Source organism: Vibrio sp. 2130-1, assembly GCF_033339515.1.
This window is the reverse complement of record NZ_JAWOUT010000005.1, coordinates 294,361-316,182: the sequence shown is the minus strand read 5'-3', so window position 1 is coordinate 316,182 and position 21,822 is coordinate 294,361. Positions and strand designations below refer to the sequence as shown.

Genomic DNA, 21,822 nt, shown 5'->3' with positions numbered 1-21,822 from the left:
TTCGCCTCCCTTTATTTGTAGTACCAACGACTGAGTTATGCAGACGTGGGAATAATAAAGAGTAAAGGTAGATGATGAAAAAAACTCTATTAGCAGTGGCGCTACTTGGCGCATCTTCTGCGGCAATGGCGGATTCTTGGATTTACGGTGGTGCAACAGTAGGTCAGTCTGACTACAAAGGTGAGACAGACACATCATACTCTGTTCACGTTGGTACAGGCATTCTACCTATCATTGGTGTTGAAGCTGGTGTAACACAACACGGTGAATTTAACGTAAATGGTCAAGACACTAAGCTAACTTCTTACTACGCAGCACTTAAGCCAAGCATCGACTTCGGTCCGCTACACGTGTACGCAAAAGGTGGTTTCCATCAGTGGGACAAAAAAGTGAAAGGCGGCAAAGACGATGACGATTTGGACCTAATGTACGGTGTGGGTGCTGAGTACTTCATTTTTGGCCCGATGTCTGTTGGTGCTAGCTACATGAACTACACTGCTGGTAAAGACGATATCAGCACGTTCTCTGTTAACGCAACACTACATTTCCTATAAGCGTCAAGCTTTCTAACACCATATGAAACACACCGGCTTTATGTCGGTGTTTTTTTGTCTGGAAGTCACAAAACAAAAGTTGAACATAAATTATTCACTTTTAGAGTCTTAAAATGCCTATGCTTTCCAATATATAGTGGCGATTAAATGCGCATGTTTGCGTAATGTTTCGCTTAGGAATCGATCAGGAAGGGATAGTATGAAAAAAACACTCTCGTTATTCGCTCTAACGTTGTGCTCAACGTCAGCAATGGCTGACTCTTGGATTTACGCTGGTGGCCAAATTGGTCAGTCCGATATCGACAGCGAAAATGATACAACCTACGGTATTCATGTCGGTACTGGTATTTTGCCGTTCATTGGCATTGAAGCAGGCTACTTTAATCACGGCAAAGTGGATTTATCTTTGAGTGGCAGCAGGGGTAGTGCTGATTTTGATTCATTCTATTTAGCGGCGAAACCTAGTATCGACTTCGGCCCGTTACACGTTTACGCAAAAGGCGGCATCAATGCATTCAACGTTGATTATGACGGTGGACTTAGAAACTTAGACAAAGATGATGGCGTCTCTTACATGTATGGTGTTGGTGCCGAATACTTCTTGCTTGACAATGTGTCTGTGGGCGCTAGTTATCAAGCGTTTGGCGTGGATATTGAAGGCGATAGCGATACCGTTAGCAGCGTAACAGGGAACATCACCTTCCATTTCTTATAACGCTCGCTGGATGAAAGGTTTGCTGATTTGGTTTCGTCGTTAATTGTGAAACCAAATCATCGCAGGTCTTCTCTATTTGCGCAGTGACTGGCTATGAACTTAAGTATTTCTTGTGCCTTTTCTAGTCTACAACCTACGACAAAATCAATCGTTAGACCTCATAATTTTTGTGTTGATATTATTTCCCCTTCACCTGTCTCGAATTGAGCTTAAAATGCAATAAATCACGACTTTTTGCAAAAATATGTGATTGCTGCTAAAATTCGTCCCGCCTTAAAACTTTAGAGTTCAAATTAATGGAGGGCGGTATTGGAGTTCTTCTCACCTGAGGGGCGTTTCAAATTCACGTTAAATTTGTATTTATGGATAATGCATTTAAAAAATATAGTATTGATACAACCGATTATCAGGTTGGACAGGATAACGTTCAAAAGTGGGGATTCGATATACATAATCCGGTTTTTGGCATTAGTGCGGGGCTCGTTGTTTTCTGTCTGATTTCACTTCTTCTTGTTGAGCCAACCACTGCTCGTGACGTATTAAACGGTCTAAAAAACGGAATTATCGAACAGTTTGATGCGTTTTTTATGTGGTCGACAAACTTCTTCTTATTGTTCGCCGTTGCTCTTCTTTTTTCTCCGCTAGGTAAAATCCGCTTAGGAGGCAAAGAAGCAACGCCGGATCACTCAACCGTTTCTTGGTTGTCGATGCTTTTCGCCGCGGGTATGGGTATTGGTCTTCTGTTCTGGAGTGTGGCGGAGCCGACCGCGTACTTCACTGATTGGTGGGGAATGCCACTGAACGCAGTGCCATACACAGAAGAAGCGAAATCTCTCGCGATGGGTGCCACCATGTTCCACTGGGGTGTACATGGTTGGAGTATTTACGCACTCGTTGCACTAGCATTAGCGTTTTTTGCCTTTAACAAAGGTTTACCACTTTCATTGCGCGCGGCGTTCTATCCAATTTTTGGTGACCGTGCATGGGGTTGGTTAGGTCACGTTATTGATATCCTTGCCGTTTTGTCGACGCTATTTGGTCTTGCAACGTCGCTAGGTCTAGGTGCTCAGCAGGCGACCAGTGGTATTAACCATGTCTTTGGGCTAGAAGGCGGCATTGGTACACAAATGATTGTGATCACCTTCGTTACCTTTATCGCGGTGTTATCAGTGATTCGTGGTATTGATGGTGGTGTTAAGCTACTGAGTAACGTCAATATGGTGGTTGCGTTTGCGCTGCTTATTTTCATTACCGTAATCACGTTTGATACGGCGTGGAGCTCGCTACGCGACACAACAATGGCTTACATTGAAAATATTATTCCATTGAGTAACCCTCACGGTCGTGAAGATGAAACTTGGATGCACGGCTGGACGGTATTCTACTGGGCTTGGTGGGTATCTTGGTCACCGTTTGTTGGTATGTTTATCGCGCGTGTGTCTAAAGGTCGTACGGTTCGAGAATTCTTATTCGCAGTCATCGTTATTCCTACAGTTGTTACTTTGATTTGGATGTCTGTGTTTGGTGGTATCGCGCTTGACCAAGTGGTGAATAAAGTTGGTGAGCTAGGTGCAAATGGCCTAACTGATATTTCATTGACTCTGTTCCATGTTTACGATGCGCTTCCGTATAGCTCAGTGATTTCAATGCTTTCTATCGTGCTGATTCTGGTATTCTTTATTACATCGTCAGACTCTGGCTCGCTGGTTATCGATAGTATTACCGCCGGTGGTAAGATTGATGCACCAGTACCGCAACGCATTTTCTGGGCGTGTATTGAAGGCGCAATTGCAGCCGTAATGCTTTGGGTTGGTGGTAAAGAAGCCTTGCAAGCATTGCAATCAGGCGTTGTTGCAACAGGGTTACCGTTTACTTTTGTTCTGCTGTTGATGTGCGTAAGTTTGGTGAAAGGGTTAAGAACAGAACTGCCAGCTTACAAATAAATACAACACGATCCATGATTGAGTTTAAATGCCGAGCCTAATGTGCTCGGCATTTTTTATTTCTACTTTTCTTTTCCAATAATTTCGTTACAGTTTAGGCTTATTCCCACCTCATTAAACTGCATTATGTCACTGGCTAAACTCATTCTTATTCGTGGACTTCCGGGTTCAGGTAAAACAACCTTAGCAAAACAACTAGCGATAGAGCTTGGTGCTAAGCATTTTGAAGCTGACATGTATTTTGAAAATGATGAAGGTGATTATCACTTTGAACCGGTTCAATTACCTCAAGCGCATGAGTGGTGTTTTCAGCAAACTAGAAAGTGGTTGAACAAAGGGAGAGTCGTGATTGTGAGCAATACGTTTGTTCGACATTGGGAGATGAAGCGTTACATGGACTACTGCATGAAGAAGCGCATCGAGGTGGAAATTAAAGTGTGTCACGGAGCGTATCAAAGCATTCATGACGTGCCACCAGCGACGATAGAAAAGATGCGCCGCCAGTGGCAAGAGTGACCGTTACCAGAACCGGAAGTTATTGACCTCGTCCGTCAATCATCACAACGAATGTTTTGCTCATGATTGAAAGGTCCATTGAAATCCAAGAGTAAAACGAACCTAAGCTTAGTGCGTAACTGTGGTCAAACCCAACTTTGCGTCTTACATCTTCAATGCATGCATCATAGCCTTGGTTAACCTGAGCTAAGCCTGTGATACCCGGTAACACGCCATATGTGCGCTCTACAAAGTAGGGGATTTCATCTTCCAATTTCTGGTAGAAAGCTGGGCGTTCTGGGCGCGGCCCAATCATCGACATTTCACCTCTCAACACATTAAACAGTTGAGGTAGTTCATCTAAACGTGTTTTGCGTAAAAAGCGTCCTACTGGCGTGATGCGGGGATCATTTTCAGTTGCCCATACTGCGCCAGAGCGTTGCTCTGCATCAATATACATGGTGCGAAACTTCATGATTTGAAAAAGATCCATTTTTTCTGGTGTGCAGCGTCCTACTCGCAATTGGCGATAAATCACAGGGCCTTTCGATGTGGTTTTGATCGCTAGCGCGATAAATGGGAAAAGTGGTGCAGTGACGACCAAAATAAGTATTGCAACCAGTACATCAAACGTTCTTTTCGCGTGGCATACATTTGAATCGTAGCGTGAGTTTTTCATGATGCTTTCCTTATTGGTTGACGCGTTTCCAACGTCCATTTTCCATTCCGAGTAAATATTTCATACCGCCGATAAAGTTGGCGAGATGACCAATGACGATGTAACTAATCAGCTTAAAAGGTTTAATTGTGTTAAGTGCTGGCATCAAGTAAGTGATAAGCGCGATGCTATAAATACCAACTTGTGCGAACAGCATTACTTGAAACAGCGGATTGTGTGCCAGTAGTAGTGAGCAAATAAAGCAAACAATCATCAAATAGGGTGTTGCTAAGCGCAGGACCTTTCCCGATAGAAATGCAAAGGCAGTGCCACGATAGCGAGGTAGCAGTAATTTCTTTAATTGCATGAGCTGCTGCATGTTACCTGCTGAAATTCTTAGGCGTCGTTTGAAATCTGCGTCATCTGAGCTTTGTTCGAGCTCAAGCGCCAGCATGTTTGGCTCGTAAATAGCGCTATAGCCTCGCAAAACGATTCTCATAGGGAGAATAAAGTCGTCATTAATGGTGCTAACTTCCAGTGGTTCAAATAAGTGAGTTCTGAAAGTGTAAAACGCACCGTGGGAACCAATCGTTGAACCTAACAAGGATTCTTGGTGCTTTACTCGAGACTGGTATTGCCAATACGCCGCTTCACCTTGGTTATCAGTGCTCATTATTTGATATGTTGCGTTAACCACTCCAACGTTCTCATTTTGATAATGCTGACTAGCTAGCAACAGAGAATCGCAAGAAATCAATGCCGACGTGTCACTCAGTGCGGTAATGTCCGAGCTAACATGACGCATTTCTTCGTTGAGTAGGGCAACTTTACCGCGATTGACTTGGTGATCATTAATAATGAACAGAGTATCAGAGCAGATTGCTTCTTGAATTGTCGCTTGAGCAATCTCGGCTGTGTTATCTGTGCAGCCATCACATGCGATCACTACTCTTAATTTATCCCTCGGGTAATCTAGGCTCGCAAGGTTACGGATCTTCTCTGCTATCCATTGTTCTTCATTGTAGGCGGGCACGATGACAGTAATAGAGGGTAGCTGGTTATCTGCTTTGGAGGCTTTGTAAGCTCGCTCTACAAATGGTGCTTTGGTTTCGTCTTGCTGTTTTAAAGGAAGCCACTTAAGGAGCAGTGGATACCCAACGTGATGATAGACAATCAAAAACGCGGATAAACCAAACCCTATAATCCAAAGTAAATCATTCATAGCTAGCCTCCTTGGCCAAACGTGAGTAGCGACTCACCATGTCTCTGATATCAAAGTGTTTGAGAATAAAAGTTCGAGGAGAATGGTGTGATGATTCCAGTTGCTGTGATAACGCTTCGGCCAACGAAAACACGCGATTTGCTTCAACCAGTGTGCTGTTGTTCGGGCAGAGCGTCTCTTTCACGCCGCCAACATCCGTCGCGACGCAAGGAATGTCACATGCTTGAGCCTCGAGGGTTGAGAGAGGAAAGCCCTCTTGAAGTGATGGTAAGCAAAACAAATCTAGGCTTTGGTAAAAGCTGGGCATATCGTCCACCAAACCTAAAAAGGTTACTCGATCTTCAAGTTTTAACGTTCTAACTTGTGCTTCCAATTGAGCTCGCTGAGAACCATCTCCAGCAATGGCTAGGTGTGTGTTTGGCGTAAGATGAGAGAAGGCTTCGATAAGCACTTTATGGCCTTTAACTGCTTCTAGACGCCCGGCAACGCCAATCACGATTTTGTCGGTTGGAAGTTCAAACAAGTGTCTTGTTGCCGTTTGGTCACCGCTTTTAAACTTCTGACAGTCAATCCCGTTATGGATAGTACAAACTTTGCGATACTTTAACTTAGTCTGTATTTGATGGGCGACAAAGTTAGCATCGGCAACCACTTGCGGGCGAATCATCGTTAGCAAAAGGGACTGTAGTTGAGCTGATTTTTTGTTATTAAGGTGCCATGCGTCGTGCTCGGTATGAATTACTACAGGTACGTGCGCTAAACGTGCAGCAATACCACCGTACAGAAGTGGGCCGATATGATGGGTGTGGACCACGTCTGGTCGCATTCTTTTTATCATTGAAGTCAGCGTAGCGATGGTCTTCCCGCTGAATCCAGGTCTTTTATTAAGAAAGTGTAGTTGGCCTTGGTAGGGCAACAGTTTTTGCCAGCCTTGTAGTGCATGTTCTTTGCTTCCTTCTAAGCTCACGACAAAAACGGAATGGTTTGGCGGCGCAAAACGAAGCATTTCTAGCACGAGCGTTTCTAAACCGCCAGGAGCTAAGTGTTGCACGACGTGTAATATCACTTTTTTGCTGTGCTTAGTGTTATTGTGTTTTTGTCTGAATTCCATTTTCAAACCCTCGTTGAGTTCTTTGTTTATTTAGGAATTGCAGACAGCGTGCCAAGAAATTAAACACTTAAAAACAATAGGTTAATTTCAGCTCGTGTGAAGTTCTATGTTTATTCTCAATTTGAGATTCATATTAGTGGACATGCTATGAGGCTGTATAAGGCAGTAGTAAAAGAAAAGCACTCGCCGACCGAGTGCTTGTAAATGAGTTCTTATGGCGGTTAGTTTCCGTACACTACGTTAGGTAAAGTGGTGATGACAGGAACACCAAGGTGTTTTTCTAATGCTCTTTTAGAGCGGATAGAGTTATCGGCTAACTCTAGTATCGTCGCTAATCCAATGCCTAAACCAGCGCCACCAATAAATCCTAAAATGACAAATACAAAACTAGGTAAGTTAGTTGGAATCGTTGGCGTGAACGGTTCATCAATGATTTTTACGCGCTTATTCTCTTCAAACTCTCCCAAAGAACCCGTTAGTTGGGCCATCTCATAGCGTTCGACGAGTTCATCATACATTTCTCTCTTCACTGCGACGTCACGAGCTAAGCGGTTGATTTCTGTTGCTGTGCTCCCAAATTGGTGCGCATTTCGCTCTAATTCTTGGATCATGTCTCGCAAGCTGTTGGTTTCTTCCGTAAGTGCTTCAAAACGTCCGCGCATCATTTGTAATTGATGTAGTTGGGAGACAAGTAGAGGCTGTGCTTCGCCAAGACTGTTTACTGTGGTATTGCTCGCGATATCCCATAGTTGAGCACTGTTTAGTTCTGGTTGTTTAGAGTTCAAGAGTACCGAGCGTTCCTGCTCCAACCGGTTTAATTCTCGCAACTTACCTTGCACTAAACTATGCGCCTCTGTGTATTTAGCGCGAAGCAGGGTAAGTTCACTACGAATGTCGATGATTTGCTCTTCCAGTTTACCGATAACCGGGTTCGTTTTGGATAGTTGTTGATCCAAACTGCCTAGACTTCGTGAAACACCAGCAAGCTCCGCCTCCTTTTCGGCTAGCGTTTGTTTGAGGCTAGCAAGGCGAGTAAGGCTTTGAGCTTGCATTTCGGGTGTCGCGTCTGAGTAAGTATTTTTATACTCTGCAAAAGCTTGTTCAGCCTTGTCTAGTTCTTCCCTGCGTTTGTTGATATGGATAGTCAAAAAATGACTCGAATCTTTAATCGAAGAACGCTCAGGAGCCAAAAGCTGTTCGACAAAATGCTCTCTGACAGAGAGCAGCATCGACTCCATTCCTTCTGATTTACCACTTTGCAATTGAATTTGAATGAAGTCTTTACCGAGTGGCTGAACAGACAGGCGCGACGCAAGATCTTTTATGATGAACTCTTGCTCTTTTGCACTCATCTCGTCATTGATCAGCGATTGTTCTTTTGCGACAGAATACAAAACGTGTCGGCTTTTTAGCAGAGTACTGAGTGCGCTCAATCGGTCTTTAAGCATTGTTGAGACGGCAAGGTCTTGAAGGAACGGGTTCATTTTCGCTGTCTCTTGAATAAGCATGCTGGTATGAGCAACATAAGTCGTCGGAACCAGTTTACTTACGATGAAACCCAGCACAGGCAAGACAAGCATAGGAATAACGATCATGTAGCGACGTCTCCAAGCTCCATGTAACAGTACGCTGAGGTTTTCTCTTAAATCGTTCATAGCGCCCTCACCAATTTATCAACTTGGTTGGCTCTTGCTTCCCAGCTTTGCTGTTGAACAAATGACTTTGAATCTGTCGGTGGCGGTAGGAGGTGATCGAGACTGGCACGCACGTCTTCGACATTTTGAACCACATGAAGCATATGTTTGTAGGGCATTAATGCAGGAAACGGTGTGCTGATAACAGGGGTTCCTGTTGCCAAGTACTCAAGAAGTTTAAGCGGATTACATGCCTTGATTTGAGCGTTATCAACAAAGGGCAACCAACTGGCATCCCAGTGTTGGGAGTAGCTTGGCAGAGTGTGATGCGCTCTCGGGCCCAGGTAGTATACGTTGCATCTTTGTGGAAGTGGATTATCACTGAACTCGTTAGGGCCGATGAACACGAGATCCCAGTCAGGCGCTTGGTCTGCGACTTGGGCAATTAAGTCGTAGTCTAACCATTCAGACAAACTGCCATAAAAGCCCAGCACTTTGCGACCATTATTAGGAAAATCTTCAGCCTTAGGTGCTGGCTCAGAAAACAGACTAACGTCGACACCGTGAGGCAAAGTGACGGTTTTACCAGATGGAAATTTGGTGGAGAGTGTTTCGCTTGCCGTAAAGATAACGCTGGCCGCATTAACAAGAGTACGTTCGTGCTTGGCCACCGTGTCGTGGTCAACACCAGCTAAAGCGCTAAAGTCATCGCCACAATAGTAAATCAGTCCACGTGGGTTCATTTCTGCACAAAGATCGGCAGCAGTCGGGAGCGACGTCCAAAATACAGGCTTATCAAAACCAAGAGCTTGTAATTGTTTGTTGAGTTGGTGTTTCATCATCTTAGCGGCCACTTTTCTTGCTAATGCAGAACTAGGGGCAGGAATGGTGAGCAAGTTGATGATGTGAATGTTTGGGTTTGTTTCAGAGTCCAATGTTGGCTTGTGTGAGCCTACGTTATGAAATACACGAGTGAGTTTGTTTAACGCACGCTGTATGTCTTTAGAATCCAGCTTAGGTTGACGAAGGCCAATGGAGTTCACCCAAAGGATTCGATGGTTCGCTGCTAGTTGCTTGACAATATGCTGAGTGGAAGAGGGTAGCCCACCAAAATCTTCTCCAAATACTACGATGTCCGTCATGTGGCTCTCCTTGAGTCTTGGTTATTTGATTACTAATTAAGTGAGTAATCACAATGCGTGCCAAGGAATTAGCCATTTTAAAACAGTGAGTTATGGGTTTTGTTTATGTTTGAAACTAGGATTTCTCATTTTGACAGTCACTTTGAACAATTCGGCTAACGACAACTGTTAATGCCGCTAGAATGTAAATTGGCCAGGTGAAACCTTGAGTCAGAAAAGTGCCTGATACGATGGTACCGATAAGCCCACTTAACACGGCGTTTGCTCCTACAGAGAGGGTGTAATCTGATTTTGGTGTCAACAATGAGATGGAATGCAAAGAGGTGCGGATCAATGACACAATTAAAGTAATGAACACCGCGAGCCCGACAAAACCCGTTTCTGCTAACACGCCAAACCAAGTACTATGGACGGCGTGGTTGATACCATCCCAGTGTGGGCTGTAGAAATAGTAATTAAAGTAAAAGTTATCTAGACCTACGCCAGTCAACGGGTGATGCAGCGCCATTTTAAATGCCGCTTCCCACGCATAAAGTCGCCCCATCGCAGAGGCATCTATACCATCCTCAGCTGCTCCCCCCGATTCTCGTCCTGAAATACCAGCGAATGCGTAGAGTACGATCGCTGCGATAGCGCCTAATACCAAGACTAATGTTTTGCTTTTGATGTGTTTAAAAGCAAAGTAGGCAAATACAGACAGTGAACCTAGTAACCCCCCGCGGCTCTGCGTCTCAATGATCGCAAAGAACAAAACCAAACAGGTGATAAGGGCAAAGAGTCTGAGATGCTTGGGGGAATGCTTCTCCATCAATTGACTAACGGTAAAGGCAAGGGGAAACATCAGCACTAGTGCCAAATCGTTAGGATCGCCAAGTACTGAACCTATGGATCGTCCTATTGACACGCGCGTTCCTTCGACTAAATCAATGCCATTCGCTGCGTTTTGTAATGCCACTAGACCAATCAATAATCCGGCGAAAATAATTGCTTTTGACATCTGTGCGAGCTGTGAAGGTTTAGTAATAAGCCAGGTGATGGCCAACGTCATAATGATGATTTTCCAATAGGTGTTTTTGAACACCGTTATTGCGATATCACGACTGGAAGCGAATATGATTCCGATGATCACCAGACCCCAAAATATACACAGCCACTTTAATGAAGGGTGCCAAAAAGCTGTAATCTGGCGGCTTATAAGAAGGTGAAAAGCGAGTGCGGCGAGTGCCCCCAATGATAACAGTAATGGGATCTTGAAGTTATAGATAACAGGAAAGGCTTCGTGAATACGAAAGAATGAAAAAATAACGAACAGTGTGACAAGCCAAAACGTTTGATTGAGAACAAACAGTAACGCGAGTGGTGCGAAACACAACGCAACAATCAAAATGGGATGAGGCATAACAACCCAAAGCAGGCCGATACCGACAGTGATCGTCAGTGCTGCGATGGACTGTTTTGTTCTCACCTTGGTTTCATTCATAACGAGTATCTCTTCACCTGTCCACGCCGTTTCACTATGTATCGAGTGAGAGCATTGAGCGTCTCTTTACTCATGTAGCGAGTGGCTATCCCTGCCAGCAAACTGCATGTCAAAATGCAAATTGCGATGGCGATGCCTATTGATTGTGAAGAGTGAAGCAGGAACAGTGCCACACCGGATATAATCTGTAATAAAACCATCAGACTTAGGTGGAAAGGCAACGTCATACATTGTTGGCCTACTACATAAGTCAGGCCCAGCTTACACAGTTGTGCGTAATAAAGCGCAATGAATACCCCATAAATACCCAGAGAAGATAAGCCAAACAGCAAAGCAATCGCAACGCACGCAGAGACGACATTTATACCCAGTAGCCAGCGAGTACGACGCTTGTACAAAATGGAGATGTTAATCAACTCACTCCATTCTTTTAACATGGCGATAGGTAGCAAGAATAAGCTGAATAGTACCGCCTCATGATAGGTTTCTGGCAGTAAGTAGGTGATCATCACCATTGCTAATGTGCCGACCACCACACTCAAACCTGTAATGTAAATCATACCTAAGTGTGTGATGCGCACTGCTTCAGTGTTCTTGCGTCCTTCTAAGTAGTTAAATCGACGTGGCATCCACCACATGCCAAATGGCTGCACTAAAATACACATGCCCACTGCAAATTTTACCGCTATCGCGTAAATCCCTAACGTCGCAAGAGAAGTGTTGGCACCAATGAACCAGCGTTCAGCGCCATTGAGACAAAATGCTACTAAACCGGCCATCATCATTGGTAGGCAGTAGTTTAGGTATTGTTTTGCCAATGTCAGTTTAGGAAGGGTGACATTGTAACGGTTAACGATGTGCAGCCAAACAAATTGAGTAATAGCAGCCAACAAGCCACCCCACAAAACAGAAATAACATGGGGATGAACAGACAGCGCCGCGACGATAAAAATGACCTGAAAAATGGTGGTAGTGACCATGACGTTAAGCAGAGTTCTTGCTTTGTCGTCTTGTGTTCTTAACCAGGCAGTGCCGATTGCAATACTGCCTTCTAGAACGATGGCAAACATAACAATAGCAAATTCGACTCGCGTAAAAGGCGCGGGAATGGGGGCGATTAAAATGATAGTGAGCAAGCTAAGAGCGACGACGCCAGCGATGAGTAAAGCAAGTGAGTACAGCTGGTTTAGTAGGGTTGTGCGCGTATTTTGATCCTTTTCAACGCCGACGAATCGATAAAGCGCTTCATGCAAAGCGAAACTGACGAACAAGGTCGTAACAACACCAAAGGTTGTTAGAAGCTCAAGCTTGCCCATTTGCTCTGGTGAGAGAAAGTGGGGCAATACAGGTAGCATGATTAGGCTGATGCTTTTATTGATCACTAAGGCGATAGCAAATAGCGTCATGTTGGTCATTGCTTTAGACATGGTCATATCCTTTGATGTCTCGCGGTGTCTTGAGTGCGCAATCATTGTTGGTAGCAATTTCGCTAGCAAGGTGCTGGGCGATTGGCAAATAACAACGTTCGGCTGTGTATAGTTGAGAAACATTGAGTGCTTCGATACCCATCGTTACTTTCATCCACGGCGATTCATTCAAAAGGCGAATTGCGTTGTGTAACGAAGCCACATTGTTAGGCGTGTATTTAATACAATTTCGGCCGTGAGTTAACACGCGGTCCCAATAACTATCATCATGTGGAATGACGACACACATACCTGCAGCGAGAGCCTCCAAAATAGATAACCCAAAAGGTTCGTTGAGACTGGTGGAAACAAACACACCACACTGTGAACGCAATTCATCTAAGTTGTTTGGGCATTCATGCCATTCAACACCTTGTGTGTTGAAGTCCGGTGTTGAATATTCCACACCTGCCACGTTAGGTTTGATGTAACACACGGTGGATTTGATCTTTTTCGACTCATCAAGTGTTAAAGCATCAAGCAAAAGATCGATGTTCTTCCATTTTAGTAAGCTAGCTGCCCAGAAAACGCGGCTTGAAATCGGATTCGCTTGTTTTGGCCAGCGATCTTTCGATAATCCATTAACAAACGTAGATGTATTCAAACCACACCAATAGCGTTCGGTGGCTGGCTTCTCTGTTTTGAGGTAGGCCTGTAATGCTTCTACCATTGATTCGCGGGTGTTTGCCAAGTAGTAAATTGCCGATGCTTTTACTAAGCAGTAGCCAGCAGATCTCGATCGTCCAATAGGGCCATGAACCATCTGTACCACAGGCTTTTTGCTAATTAATCGTAGTAAGTACAAAGGCATATCATTACTTGGGCAAGATAGGCCCAAAAAGCTATCTATCTTTGGAAGCTTCATGCACGCGTAGAGAAGTTGGAGAAAGTAGTAAGCGTTCATCAACCAGTAGGTCAGGCCATGAGTCGAGTTAAATGGTGACGGTTTTATTTTTATAACTTGCACACGCGGTGTATCACTAAGCAGTGACGCCCAATGCTCTGGATTTGTAGTGAGTAGGTAACCAATCACGCTCAGCTTATCGCACTGCTTAAGGAGCTCTGCATTCGCGATTTTGGATCCACCTTGCATTGGGATGGCGTCGAACATCAATACACGTTTCATGACCGGGCTCCTCAATTGATGCTCAACCAGCGTGAAAGAGGCTTCATGCAGTGAGTCATTGGCATTGGTGTAATGGCGTTGTTATTAAGTTCACCTTCGTAAATACGTTCAATAGCGTTGATAGATGCAGTCGTCGTTAAGTTCTGGCTAGCATGTAGGTAAGCGTTTTCCGCCAGCTTGTTTCTTAATGCCGCGTCTTGCATGACTTGTTGAATCGCGTTTAACAGGCTCGCCATTCCACTGTTCTGGTACAGCAATGCAGAGTGATTATGCTCGAACAACTCAGGAATGCCTCCCGTTTTAGGAGCCACGATAGGCAGTTGAGCTAAAGCCGCTTCCCCGAGCACGAGACCAAAGGCCTCTTCATAGGCGCCGCTAATAAAAGCGTCTGCATTACCACACATCCACGCTCCGGCATTGTGTTGCTCCCCGACAAAGTGCACTCGTTCTTGGATACCAAGATCCGCGGCAAGCTGTTGCAATGCTTCTCTTTCTTCGCCGTCACCAACAATAACAAGGTGAGGGTTGTGGTGGTGGTAGTTGTGCATGCGCATTGCGCGAATAAGGCGGTCGAACCCTTTGCGCTTAATCAGCGAACCCACCGACAGAAAGGTAAAGGCCTGTGATGGGATTCCGAGGCGATCTTTAATGTCGATGGGTGTATCCACGCCTTGAAGTGACACGCCGTTGTGTACGACATGAAGTTGGTTTTGCGGGTAGCCGTCCTGAAGAATTTCGCGTCCAACATCTTTGCTAACGCAAATCAATTTTGGAGAGAGGTGAAGTCCGAGAGAGAAGCGATCGCGCAATGTATAATGGCAATGAAGTTGCGTGACAAGTGGTATATGATTCATGCGAGCAGCCAAACACATCCATTGACAAGGGCCGCCGCTATTGACGTGTACCAAGTCGATGCTGTGCTTTTCGATCAAAGCTGAGCCTTGTTTGATAAGGCTATTCCACCCGTTAATATCCCAGCGTGGAGCGCTCCAACCACCCACCAAATTGAAGGCTGAATGTTCCGCTTCAATTCCGAGCGATTGGCACTTATCGATTAATGGTTGGCAGTTTGACCATACGAATGGCTCAAACTTATTGCGGTCGATTCCTGAAATGAGATCCAGAAGCACCACTTCACTGCCGCGAATCCAATTATCACCATAATGAACATATAGAATGCGTTTTGGCGTAGTCATAAGTCACCTCTGTCTCATCATTAATCTGCGTTAACTGCTGAGCTGCAATAGAGATGCCAAAATATGCCATTAGTTTATGTGATTGAATCTTATATGATATTTATGTTTGGAAGTCATCATTCTCATATTGAGAACCAATATGGATTAGTGATCCGTTTCAATTTGATATTTTTGTAGCAATACGGGAATCACACTTTGCGCTGAGAAATCATCAATGATGGTTTGTCGAGCATTCTGGCGAATGAGTGATTGTTGCGCCTCACCAATCGACATCCAGTCATGAAGACATTTAGCAAGAGAGGGAATGTCTTCGACGATAAAACCATTTTTACCCGTTTGGATAATATCTGGAAGACGACCTACACGTAAGCTCATCACGGCAATGCCTCTCGACATGGCTTCAAGCGCCGCCATTGGAAGACCCTCATAACGAGAAGAAATGATAAGTACACTGATATTTTCCCAAACACCTTCCATATCGGTTTGATGGCCGAGGAAAGTCACGTTTGAAGGGGCAGTTTGATTAAGCGACTCTTTTTCTGGGCCATCACCGTACACACTAAACTGTAATGTTGGACAGAGCCTCGCTACCTCAATAAATTGATCGGCGCCTTTTTCCTGACTCAATCGGCCGACAAAAGCGATCTCCTGATAGTTGAGTTGACTGTTGGGAATCGAAACAAAGTTATTCAGCAGTTCTGAAGAACAAAAAACTTTGCGCTGAATACTTGGACTGACAGCAAAGCAATGGTCAGATAGGCTGCCTGAGCTTCTATCAAGCCAATCGTATAGCCATAGTTTCCCTGAGGACGATTCACCAGCATGATAAGTTGAAATCAAACGAGGAAACGTACGGGTGAGCAGTTTGGCGCAGCGCGACAAAATCGACGCTTTATAACCATGAGAGTGAACCACTGAGGGTTGGTGATTGGCGACGGCGCTTGTTAGGTGTTTAATTTTTAAAGCTTTATTGGGCTCGCCAGACAAATAGTTTAAGTAACTCACAGGGATCGCGGCTTCTTTTGCCTTCTGTACAATCTGAGCGGCTGGCGAATACTCAGTGGTTAGCACAACTCGAGCTTTGTTTCCAAAGGCGATTAATCCCCGAGCTAGCTCGATAACGTGACTTTCAATGCCGCCGAATAGACGGCTATCAAGCAAGATCCAAATTTCACCAATGGCAGGTTTATCAAGATTGTTCGAGATTAATTTCATCCGCTTCCCACGCTTGTTTTTTTCGGTAAACCGTAGATGGGCTTAACTCCAGCATGACAGCGGCGTTGAGGACGTTGCCATCACAGTACGCAATTGCGTTTTGAATTGCTTCACGCTCTACTTGCCACATAGGACGAATGGTTCCATCAGAGTTAAAGTACGGTGAGGTAGCAGCAGAGGACGGTGTACCAGGCTGCTCCGCTGCGGTAATCGACGGTTCGACCGCAGAAGGTGAAGGTTCCTCAGTATAAACAGGTGGTGGTGTGATTGGTGCAATGTTTGCTGACTCTTGAGCAACATGCGCAGGTGTCGTTGTTTTCGTAACTTTTGACTTTTTAGTGAGTTGAGCGGGTAGGTGGCTCACCGTGACTTTTTCGTCGTTATTAAGCACCACAATGTTACGTATGATGTTTTGTAGTTGCCTTACATTACCCGGCCATTCGTAATGCTTGATGATATGTTGAGCTTCGCTGTCGATTGTTGAGAATTTCTTTTTGTCCTGTTTGGCGTAAGTGGTCAAGAAGTGCTTGGCAAGCGTGACGATGTCACTTCCTCGTTCACGTAATGGAGGCATATCGATAGGTATAACGTGCACACGGTAGTATAAGTCTTCACGAAAACGACCTTCTTCTACTTCTGTTAATGGATCTCGGTTAGTGGCACAAATGATTCTCACATCCACTTTCATTTCTCGAGTGCCACCAAGAGGAGTGTAAGTGCCCGTTTGTAGAAAGCGGAGCAACTTCTTTTGCATCTCAAGTTCCATTTCACACAGCTCATCAAGAAAAAGCGTACCACCATGTGCCAGCGTCGCCGCACCTTTTCGATCTGTTGTTGCTCCAGTAAAGGCCCCTTTAACGTGACCAAAAATCTCACTTTCCATCAAATCTCGTGGAATAGCCCCACAGTTAATTGCAATAAAAGGCTTGTCTTTACGGTCGCTCTGGCGGTGGACGGCTTCAGCACAAACTTCTTTACCTGTGCCGCTTTCTCCCACAATAAACACACTGGCAGAAGTTGGCGCAACAGCATCAATGGTCTTGTATACCGCCTGCATCGGGAGGCTTGAACCGATGAATCCGTGATAGTTGTGGCGATCAAACTTGGACTGAATATTTTCCACCAAATCTTCCAATTTGGCGCGTTTGAGGTGCAATGCGACTGATGTTTTTAGGCGATCAGCGTTTATGGGCTTTTCTAAGAAATCTTCCGCACCTTTTTGAATTAGATTAACGGCTAAGTCGACGCTGCCGTGTGCCGTAGCAATAATAACGGACGTAGGAATGTCATTCTGGTTGATCCAATCCAACACGTCTTCGCCAGACATGTCGGGCAGTTTCAAATCGAGAATGATGAGCTGAGGTTTGCTTCTTTCAATAAATTGAATCGCTTCGCGACCTGTCTCGACATGAAAAATGTCATAAGGTTCGTCTTTCACATACTGCTTATAAAGTATGGCTAGTGAAGTAGAGTCCTCTACCAGTAACACCCTTGGTCTCATAGTCCCATCCCAACGTAGTTTGTTTCATTTTTTATGATTTTTGTCAGCACTACTATTTGGCATTATGAGTGGTTTATAGCTCTCTAGTGCTGAAAATTCTCAATTTGAGAAAAGCGTTATTTAAGTATTAGCACAAGGTAGGAAATTTGCGAAAAATCCATACTTTTTAATTGATTAAGTTATGCCCAAATAATTTCAAGGTGTGTGGCTTGGCGAGGGTGATTGAATTTGGAGCCTAAATTTCTGAGATGATGTCGGCATCGCGCTTTATCAAACGCGATGCTTCGCTAGGGAGTAAGACACTGATACTACTCAAACCCTTGAGCTTTTCGCTTTTCTAACGCATCAAACGATTCATTGGCGAGTTGCGGAAGTGTTTCACAAAGCTCCAATGCTTTTGGTATTTTTCCTTCGACACAGTACTTCTCAATCATTCTTGCTTGTCTTGAAAGCGTTCGATTGCCTAAAGCGAGAGCAGAACTGCCCAGTGTGTGAACCTCGAACTCTAATGTTTGAAGGTCTTTTGTGCTTAATGCTTGCTCTATTTTCTCCATGCGATCGCGTGACTCTTCGACATAGTGATCAATCAAGGTAGGGATGATTTCGGCGCACGTATCTTTGATCATTTGCTGAAGAATATGCTCATCCACTAATTCTTGCTCGATAGTCAATGTATTATTTATCGTCATAATAGCGCTCCCTATAACATAAACAGTTCGCTTTTTTTAATTTGCTGAGACAGTTTTTCTTTCCACTTTTTTGGTAAGAAACGCAGCTTGGAAACTTGGCGGATTAACTCATCTTTCAGGCTTGGAGTGTGCTTCATGTTCAGTACAGAACCAATCAAGTTCGCATCGCTAGCATCGAGTAGCTTTTTGGCTTGCTCGAGCTGGGTTGCAGTCGTAGAGCCATAATGCGCTACTAACAAAGTAGCATCACATACGCCAGCAATCACTTGAGGCGCAATATTACTTCGGTTGACACTAAGAAGTGGTGATGTATCTATCACGACGCGCTCGTACTGCGTTAACCATTGTGCAATGTTTTGTTTCAGCGTTGTTGGGTCTCGGTACGCTAACTGAGTACTGGCGAGAGATGGAGCTGGGAGGCCGACTAAAGTTTGATGTGTATTCTCTCGTGTGATCAAATGGCCAACCTTCTCGTCATCATCAAATTCGTGAACAGTGTGATAAGCGGGTTTGAATAAGTTAAGGTCTACATACAAAGTATTGTGGCCTGCTAAAACCAAGCGCTCTGCAAGAGATGACGCCACGGAAGTGACACCATCTTCAGATTTACAACCCACAACACAAATCGTTTTGTGGCCTTTCTGTTCACTCTGAAGATAAATTTGCTCAATCTCAGCGTGAGTTGCAGGAATAGTCATTACAACGCTCCTATTAACACGATGGTTGTGGTGATTTGTAAAATATCTCTTAATCCGGCCCTCGCTTTTTCAACAAAGCTTTCGTCTTTATGGGGAATGTAAATCGTGTCGCCTGCGCGAATGACTGGCAGCTCATAAATGTTGGCTGTTTTACTAAAGTTCACCAAATCAAATGTTCGGGCTTGGCCCTGGCAGCAAGACATATTGACCACACTGATCTTTTCAAGGTAGGCATTGTCAGTTGGTCCTCCTGCTTCCGCTAACAGATCAAGCACAGTCATGTTGTCATTGAATACGTATCGCCCTGGGTCTCTTACTTCACCTAATACGCGTACCGTGGACTCTTTTGAACGATCTAACCAGTTTTTGTTTTTTTCTGGAATGTAAATGGTATCACCAGGACGAACGTGGGGCAGAATTGACTCATCGCCTGTTTCAAAGTACATCGATAAATTCAATTTACTCACTTTGGCATAACCTAGGCCTCGGTGTGTGACACGGATGTTGTGAATATCTGCATCCATTGTCGGTCCATCGGCGGCAGATAAAATATCCAGAAAATGCATATCTTCGGTGAAACGATAGCGCCCAGGTGCATTGATTTGCCCGAAAACGTATATCGATGCGTCAGAGCTTTGGCTTACCCATTGCGACTTATTATCGGATGGGTCGTCAGGCAATGCATGTACCCTTACGACTGTACCAGCGGAAACTCGAGGTAGGCTTGATGTTGGTGAGCCATCCAGAATGTATTGGTCTAAGTCAAATTGTGTCATTTGACCGTTATTGGCGACTTCAATTTTGGTGGTATCAGCTCGTCGAGTTGGGCCACCAACGTGTGCAAGCAGATCAATCAAATCCATTTCGTCTGACCACTCGATGCGTCCAGGGCGAACAACTTCTCCCATCACTGCGACCGCTCGACTAGGTGCTACTTTTAACCAAGACTTCTCATTGAAATCGGTTTTCTCCGGTACGAAAATCGCGTCTCCTGGTCCAACATTTGGTGGTCTGGCTGAAGATAGTCCTTCTGTATGCGCGGTAAGATCGAATTTGATGACTTTGCCATCGGCTTTTATAACGCGAATTTGGCGAGATTCTGCGTAGCGAGTGGGCCCGCCAGCGTTGGCGAGGATATCCATGAAGCTAGCGCCTTGCTTGCCTTCGTATGCCCCAGGATGGGCGACTTCACCCATCACGTAAACCACATTTGCACCTGCTTTGATTTCTTCTTCCTGTTTTGGGACAAAGATGGTGGCACCTGGCAGGATCTCCGGCAGTAGGCTTTGGTCTCCAGTATCAAGGTACTTTTTCAGGTTAAACATGGTTGGGTTATTGTTTGTTATCACGCGAATTTGCTCGACACTGGCATATCGTGTCACGCCGCCAGCTCGCATTACGACATCAACTAGCGTGGTGTTTGGCTTGTATGAGAACGAGCCAGGTGCGTTGACTTCACCAAAGACTTTGATTGCACGAGCGGAATCTGCGCTGTCACCTGAATTCGCGAGTTTTGCTGCATCAAACTCTTGCTCAATATTCCCTACGAGTGGGGAAGCGGGAACAAATAAGACATCCAGTGATTCTAGTTTTGGCAGCTGGCTATTGTCACCCGTATCAAGGAAGCGTTTGTAGTCAAATTCAATGCTTCTATTTCCACGTTTCACGATCATTTTATCAAGCTGAGCCCCTGCGCGCAGGCCGCCAGCTTCGTAAACAAACATTTGAATGTTGGACCCAGAAGGTAAGGTATACTCACCGGGTTTGACCACGTAGCCTTGAACGGACACTAACAACTGTTGCTGTTTAATAAAAACTCGAGCGTTGTTAACGTCACGATACACGGTCTTTAGCCTGTCGATAATCACGTCTTGGAGTTGTTGTTCATTGTAGCCGGCCACTAATACAGGGCCGACTTCTGGTAAATTAATTCGTCCACGACGATCAACCTGAAACCCTTGGTTTAACGACGCCTCTCCAGGTAAGTTAATCTGTATTAAATCACCGACCTTAACAGTATTGCTCTCATCCGCTATGGAAGAAGGTACCCACGCGACCAGACACAACAACATTAAGAGGATAAATGGTTTCATCGTGTTCATAGCGCGCCTCCTGCCGTTGGGTTGCGGTTTATTGAGCTATCGCTATCTGAATTAGGGCTAATAACCTCGATGCTTACTCGACGATTAGTTAAACGCACGGCGGATGTTTCACCTTCATAGAGTGGCAGGTTATCCCCGACAGATTTGGTAGTGACTCTCTCTGAAGTGATACCAAATACGGTTAGGTAACGCTTTACTTGTTCCGCACGCGCTTGAGCAAGTTTCTGGTTGTAATCGGGTGTTCCAGTTGCATCCGCATGCCCCGTTACTACAAGAGATAGGTTAGGATGGTCACGTAAAATGTAGGCTGCTTCTGCCAAATGTCCCATGTACTTCGGGTTGATTTCTGCTGAATCGACAGCAAACTGGTTGTCGATATTAAGTAGTGCATAGATATCCGAGACTATGTTTAGGTCGCTACGTAGTGCTTCAATATCATCGGGCGGTGTGCAAGTTGTTTGGCTCAGTACGTAGTCGAGTTGTTGTTCGAGCTGGTTTAAGCGTCGACGCTGAATCACAAGGTCGTTGGCAGCGTCGAGTAAAAGCCCACCTTCTAACTCGCGCGCAATTCTATTTTGTTTTTCAAGGGCCTGAACAACTGCCGCAGGAAAACACCAGCGCGCGCCCTCTTGGATTAGTGCGTCTAGATGTAACTTGGTCAATTGCCAATCAAACCTTAACCCATGTTCTGGACCTAAAGGCTCGTCAGGCATCACTGGGGAAAACTGATAATTCTCGATCGAGATATCTTGATAGCTTTCCGCCAAGCCACCTTTCCCGTGTTCTGGGTAGTCAAACGACGAACAACCAAACATGCCGACAACAAGACCGCTTACTGCATATCGTCGTATAAGATTTACCATGCCAACCTCCGT

At 44.9% G+C, this 21,822-nt stretch carries 19 protein-coding genes; 4 read left to right on the top strand and 15 right to left on the bottom strand.

Annotation, left to right across the window (positions count from 1 at the left end):
- The first annotated feature begins 74 nt into the window (after positions 1 to 74).
- From R7Q09_RS10000 to R7Q09_RS09985, 4 genes are all read left to right on the top strand, one after another.
- Positions 75 to 554, top strand: coding sequence for an outer membrane beta-barrel protein (locus tag R7Q09_RS10000; protein WP_021033871.1), 480 nt, complete (start codon positions 75 to 77; stop codon positions 552 to 554).
- A gap of 199 nt (positions 555 to 753) precedes the next feature.
- Positions 754 to 1,269, top strand: coding sequence for an outer membrane beta-barrel protein (locus R7Q09_RS09995; protein ID WP_005377661.1), 516 nt, complete (start codon positions 754 to 756; stop codon positions 1,267 to 1,269).
- Between the two features lie 362 nt (positions 1,270 to 1,631).
- Positions 1,632 to 3,212, top strand: coding sequence for a BCCT family transporter (locus R7Q09_RS09990; RefSeq protein WP_318070734.1), 1,581 nt, complete (start codon positions 1,632 to 1,634; stop codon positions 3,210 to 3,212).
- A 126-nt stretch (positions 3,213 to 3,338) separates the two neighbouring features.
- Positions 3,339 to 3,728 (top strand): ATP-binding protein, encoded by a 390-nt coding sequence (locus tag R7Q09_RS09985; protein WP_005377656.1) that lies wholly within the window; start codon positions 3,339 to 3,341, stop codon positions 3,726 to 3,728.
- A 19-nt stretch (positions 3,729 to 3,747) separates the two neighbouring features.
- On the opposite strand, the gene R7Q09_RS09980 is transcribed toward R7Q09_RS09985, so the two are convergent.
- From R7Q09_RS09980 to R7Q09_RS09910, 15 genes are all read right to left on the bottom strand, one after another.
- A complete protein-coding gene (locus R7Q09_RS09980) occupies positions 3,748 to 4,386 on the bottom strand; it encodes a sugar transferase (protein WP_206958010.1) in 639 nt (212 codons plus the stop codon).
- 10 nt (positions 4,387 to 4,396) lie between these two features.
- The gene (locus tag R7Q09_RS09975) at positions 4,397 to 5,587 is read right to left on the bottom strand and encodes a glycosyltransferase family 2 protein (protein ID WP_047102240.1); all 1,191 of its coding nucleotides are present in this window, start codon (positions 5,585 to 5,587) and stop codon (positions 4,397 to 4,399) included.
- Complete coding sequence (locus R7Q09_RS09970) at positions 5,580 to 6,698, bottom strand: glycosyltransferase (protein ID WP_206958007.1); 1,119 nt, start codon at positions 6,696 to 6,698, stop codon at positions 5,580 to 5,582. Before R7Q09_RS09970 ends, R7Q09_RS09975 begins: the two co-directional genes overlap by 8 nt.
- A 221-nt stretch (positions 6,699 to 6,919) precedes the next feature.
- Positions 6,920 to 8,353: a GumC family protein gene (locus tag R7Q09_RS09965; RefSeq protein ID WP_005377649.1), complete on the bottom strand. Its 1,434-nt coding sequence runs from the start codon at positions 8,351 to 8,353 to the stop codon at positions 6,920 to 6,922.
- Positions 8,350 to 9,474 (bottom strand): glycosyltransferase, encoded by a 1,125-nt coding sequence (locus R7Q09_RS09960; RefSeq protein WP_262653737.1) that lies wholly within the window; start codon positions 9,472 to 9,474, stop codon positions 8,350 to 8,352. Before R7Q09_RS09960 ends, R7Q09_RS09965 begins: the two co-directional genes overlap by 4 nt.
- 115 nt (positions 9,475 to 9,589) lie before the next feature.
- Positions 9,590 to 10,954, bottom strand: coding sequence for an O-antigen ligase family protein (locus R7Q09_RS09955; RefSeq protein ID WP_162497020.1), 1,365 nt, complete (start codon positions 10,952 to 10,954; stop codon positions 9,590 to 9,592).
- A complete protein-coding gene (locus tag R7Q09_RS09950) occupies positions 10,951 to 12,381 on the bottom strand; it encodes a lipopolysaccharide biosynthesis protein (protein WP_258641739.1) in 1,431 nt (476 codons plus the stop codon). Before R7Q09_RS09950 ends, R7Q09_RS09955 begins: the two co-directional genes overlap by 4 nt.
- Entirely contained in the window at positions 12,374 to 13,546 is a 1,173-nt protein-coding gene (locus R7Q09_RS09945) for a glycosyltransferase (protein WP_213960874.1), read from the bottom strand. Before R7Q09_RS09945 ends, R7Q09_RS09950 begins: the two co-directional genes overlap by 8 nt.
- A gap of 11 nt (positions 13,547 to 13,557) precedes the next feature.
- Positions 13,558 to 14,742: a glycosyltransferase gene (locus tag R7Q09_RS09940; protein ID WP_318070735.1), complete on the bottom strand. Its 1,185-nt coding sequence runs from the start codon at positions 14,740 to 14,742 to the stop codon at positions 13,558 to 13,560.
- A 144-nt stretch (positions 14,743 to 14,886) separates the two neighbouring features.
- Positions 14,887 to 15,957 (bottom strand): glycosyltransferase family 4 protein, encoded by a 1,071-nt coding sequence (locus R7Q09_RS09935; protein ID WP_193837381.1) that lies wholly within the window; start codon positions 15,955 to 15,957, stop codon positions 14,887 to 14,889.
- Complete coding sequence (locus R7Q09_RS09930) at positions 15,932 to 17,458, bottom strand: sigma-54-dependent transcriptional regulator (RefSeq protein WP_193837380.1); 1,527 nt, start codon at positions 17,456 to 17,458, stop codon at positions 15,932 to 15,934. The genes R7Q09_RS09935 and R7Q09_RS09930 overlap by 26 nt, the downstream gene beginning before the upstream one ends.
- A gap of 308 nt (positions 17,459 to 17,766) precedes the next feature.
- Positions 17,767 to 18,147: an Hpt domain-containing protein gene (locus tag R7Q09_RS09925; RefSeq protein WP_005377636.1), complete on the bottom strand. Its 381-nt coding sequence runs from the start codon at positions 18,145 to 18,147 to the stop codon at positions 17,767 to 17,769.
- A gap of 11 nt (positions 18,148 to 18,158) precedes the next feature.
- Positions 18,159 to 18,845, bottom strand: a complete 687-nt coding sequence (locus tag R7Q09_RS09920; RefSeq protein WP_005377635.1) for an AAA family ATPase — start codon at positions 18,843 to 18,845, stop codon at positions 18,159 to 18,161.
- Positions 18,845 to 20,947: an SLBB domain-containing protein gene (locus R7Q09_RS09915; protein WP_154204599.1), complete on the bottom strand. Its 2,103-nt coding sequence runs from the start codon at positions 20,945 to 20,947 to the stop codon at positions 18,845 to 18,847. The genes R7Q09_RS09920 and R7Q09_RS09915 overlap by 1 nt, the downstream gene beginning before the upstream one ends.
- Entirely contained in the window at positions 20,944 to 21,810 is an 867-nt protein-coding gene (locus R7Q09_RS09910; RefSeq protein ID WP_065274524.1) for an OmpA family protein, read from the bottom strand. The genes R7Q09_RS09915 and R7Q09_RS09910 overlap by 4 nt, the downstream gene beginning before the upstream one ends.
- Between the last annotated feature and the right edge of the window lie 12 nt (positions 21,811 to 21,822).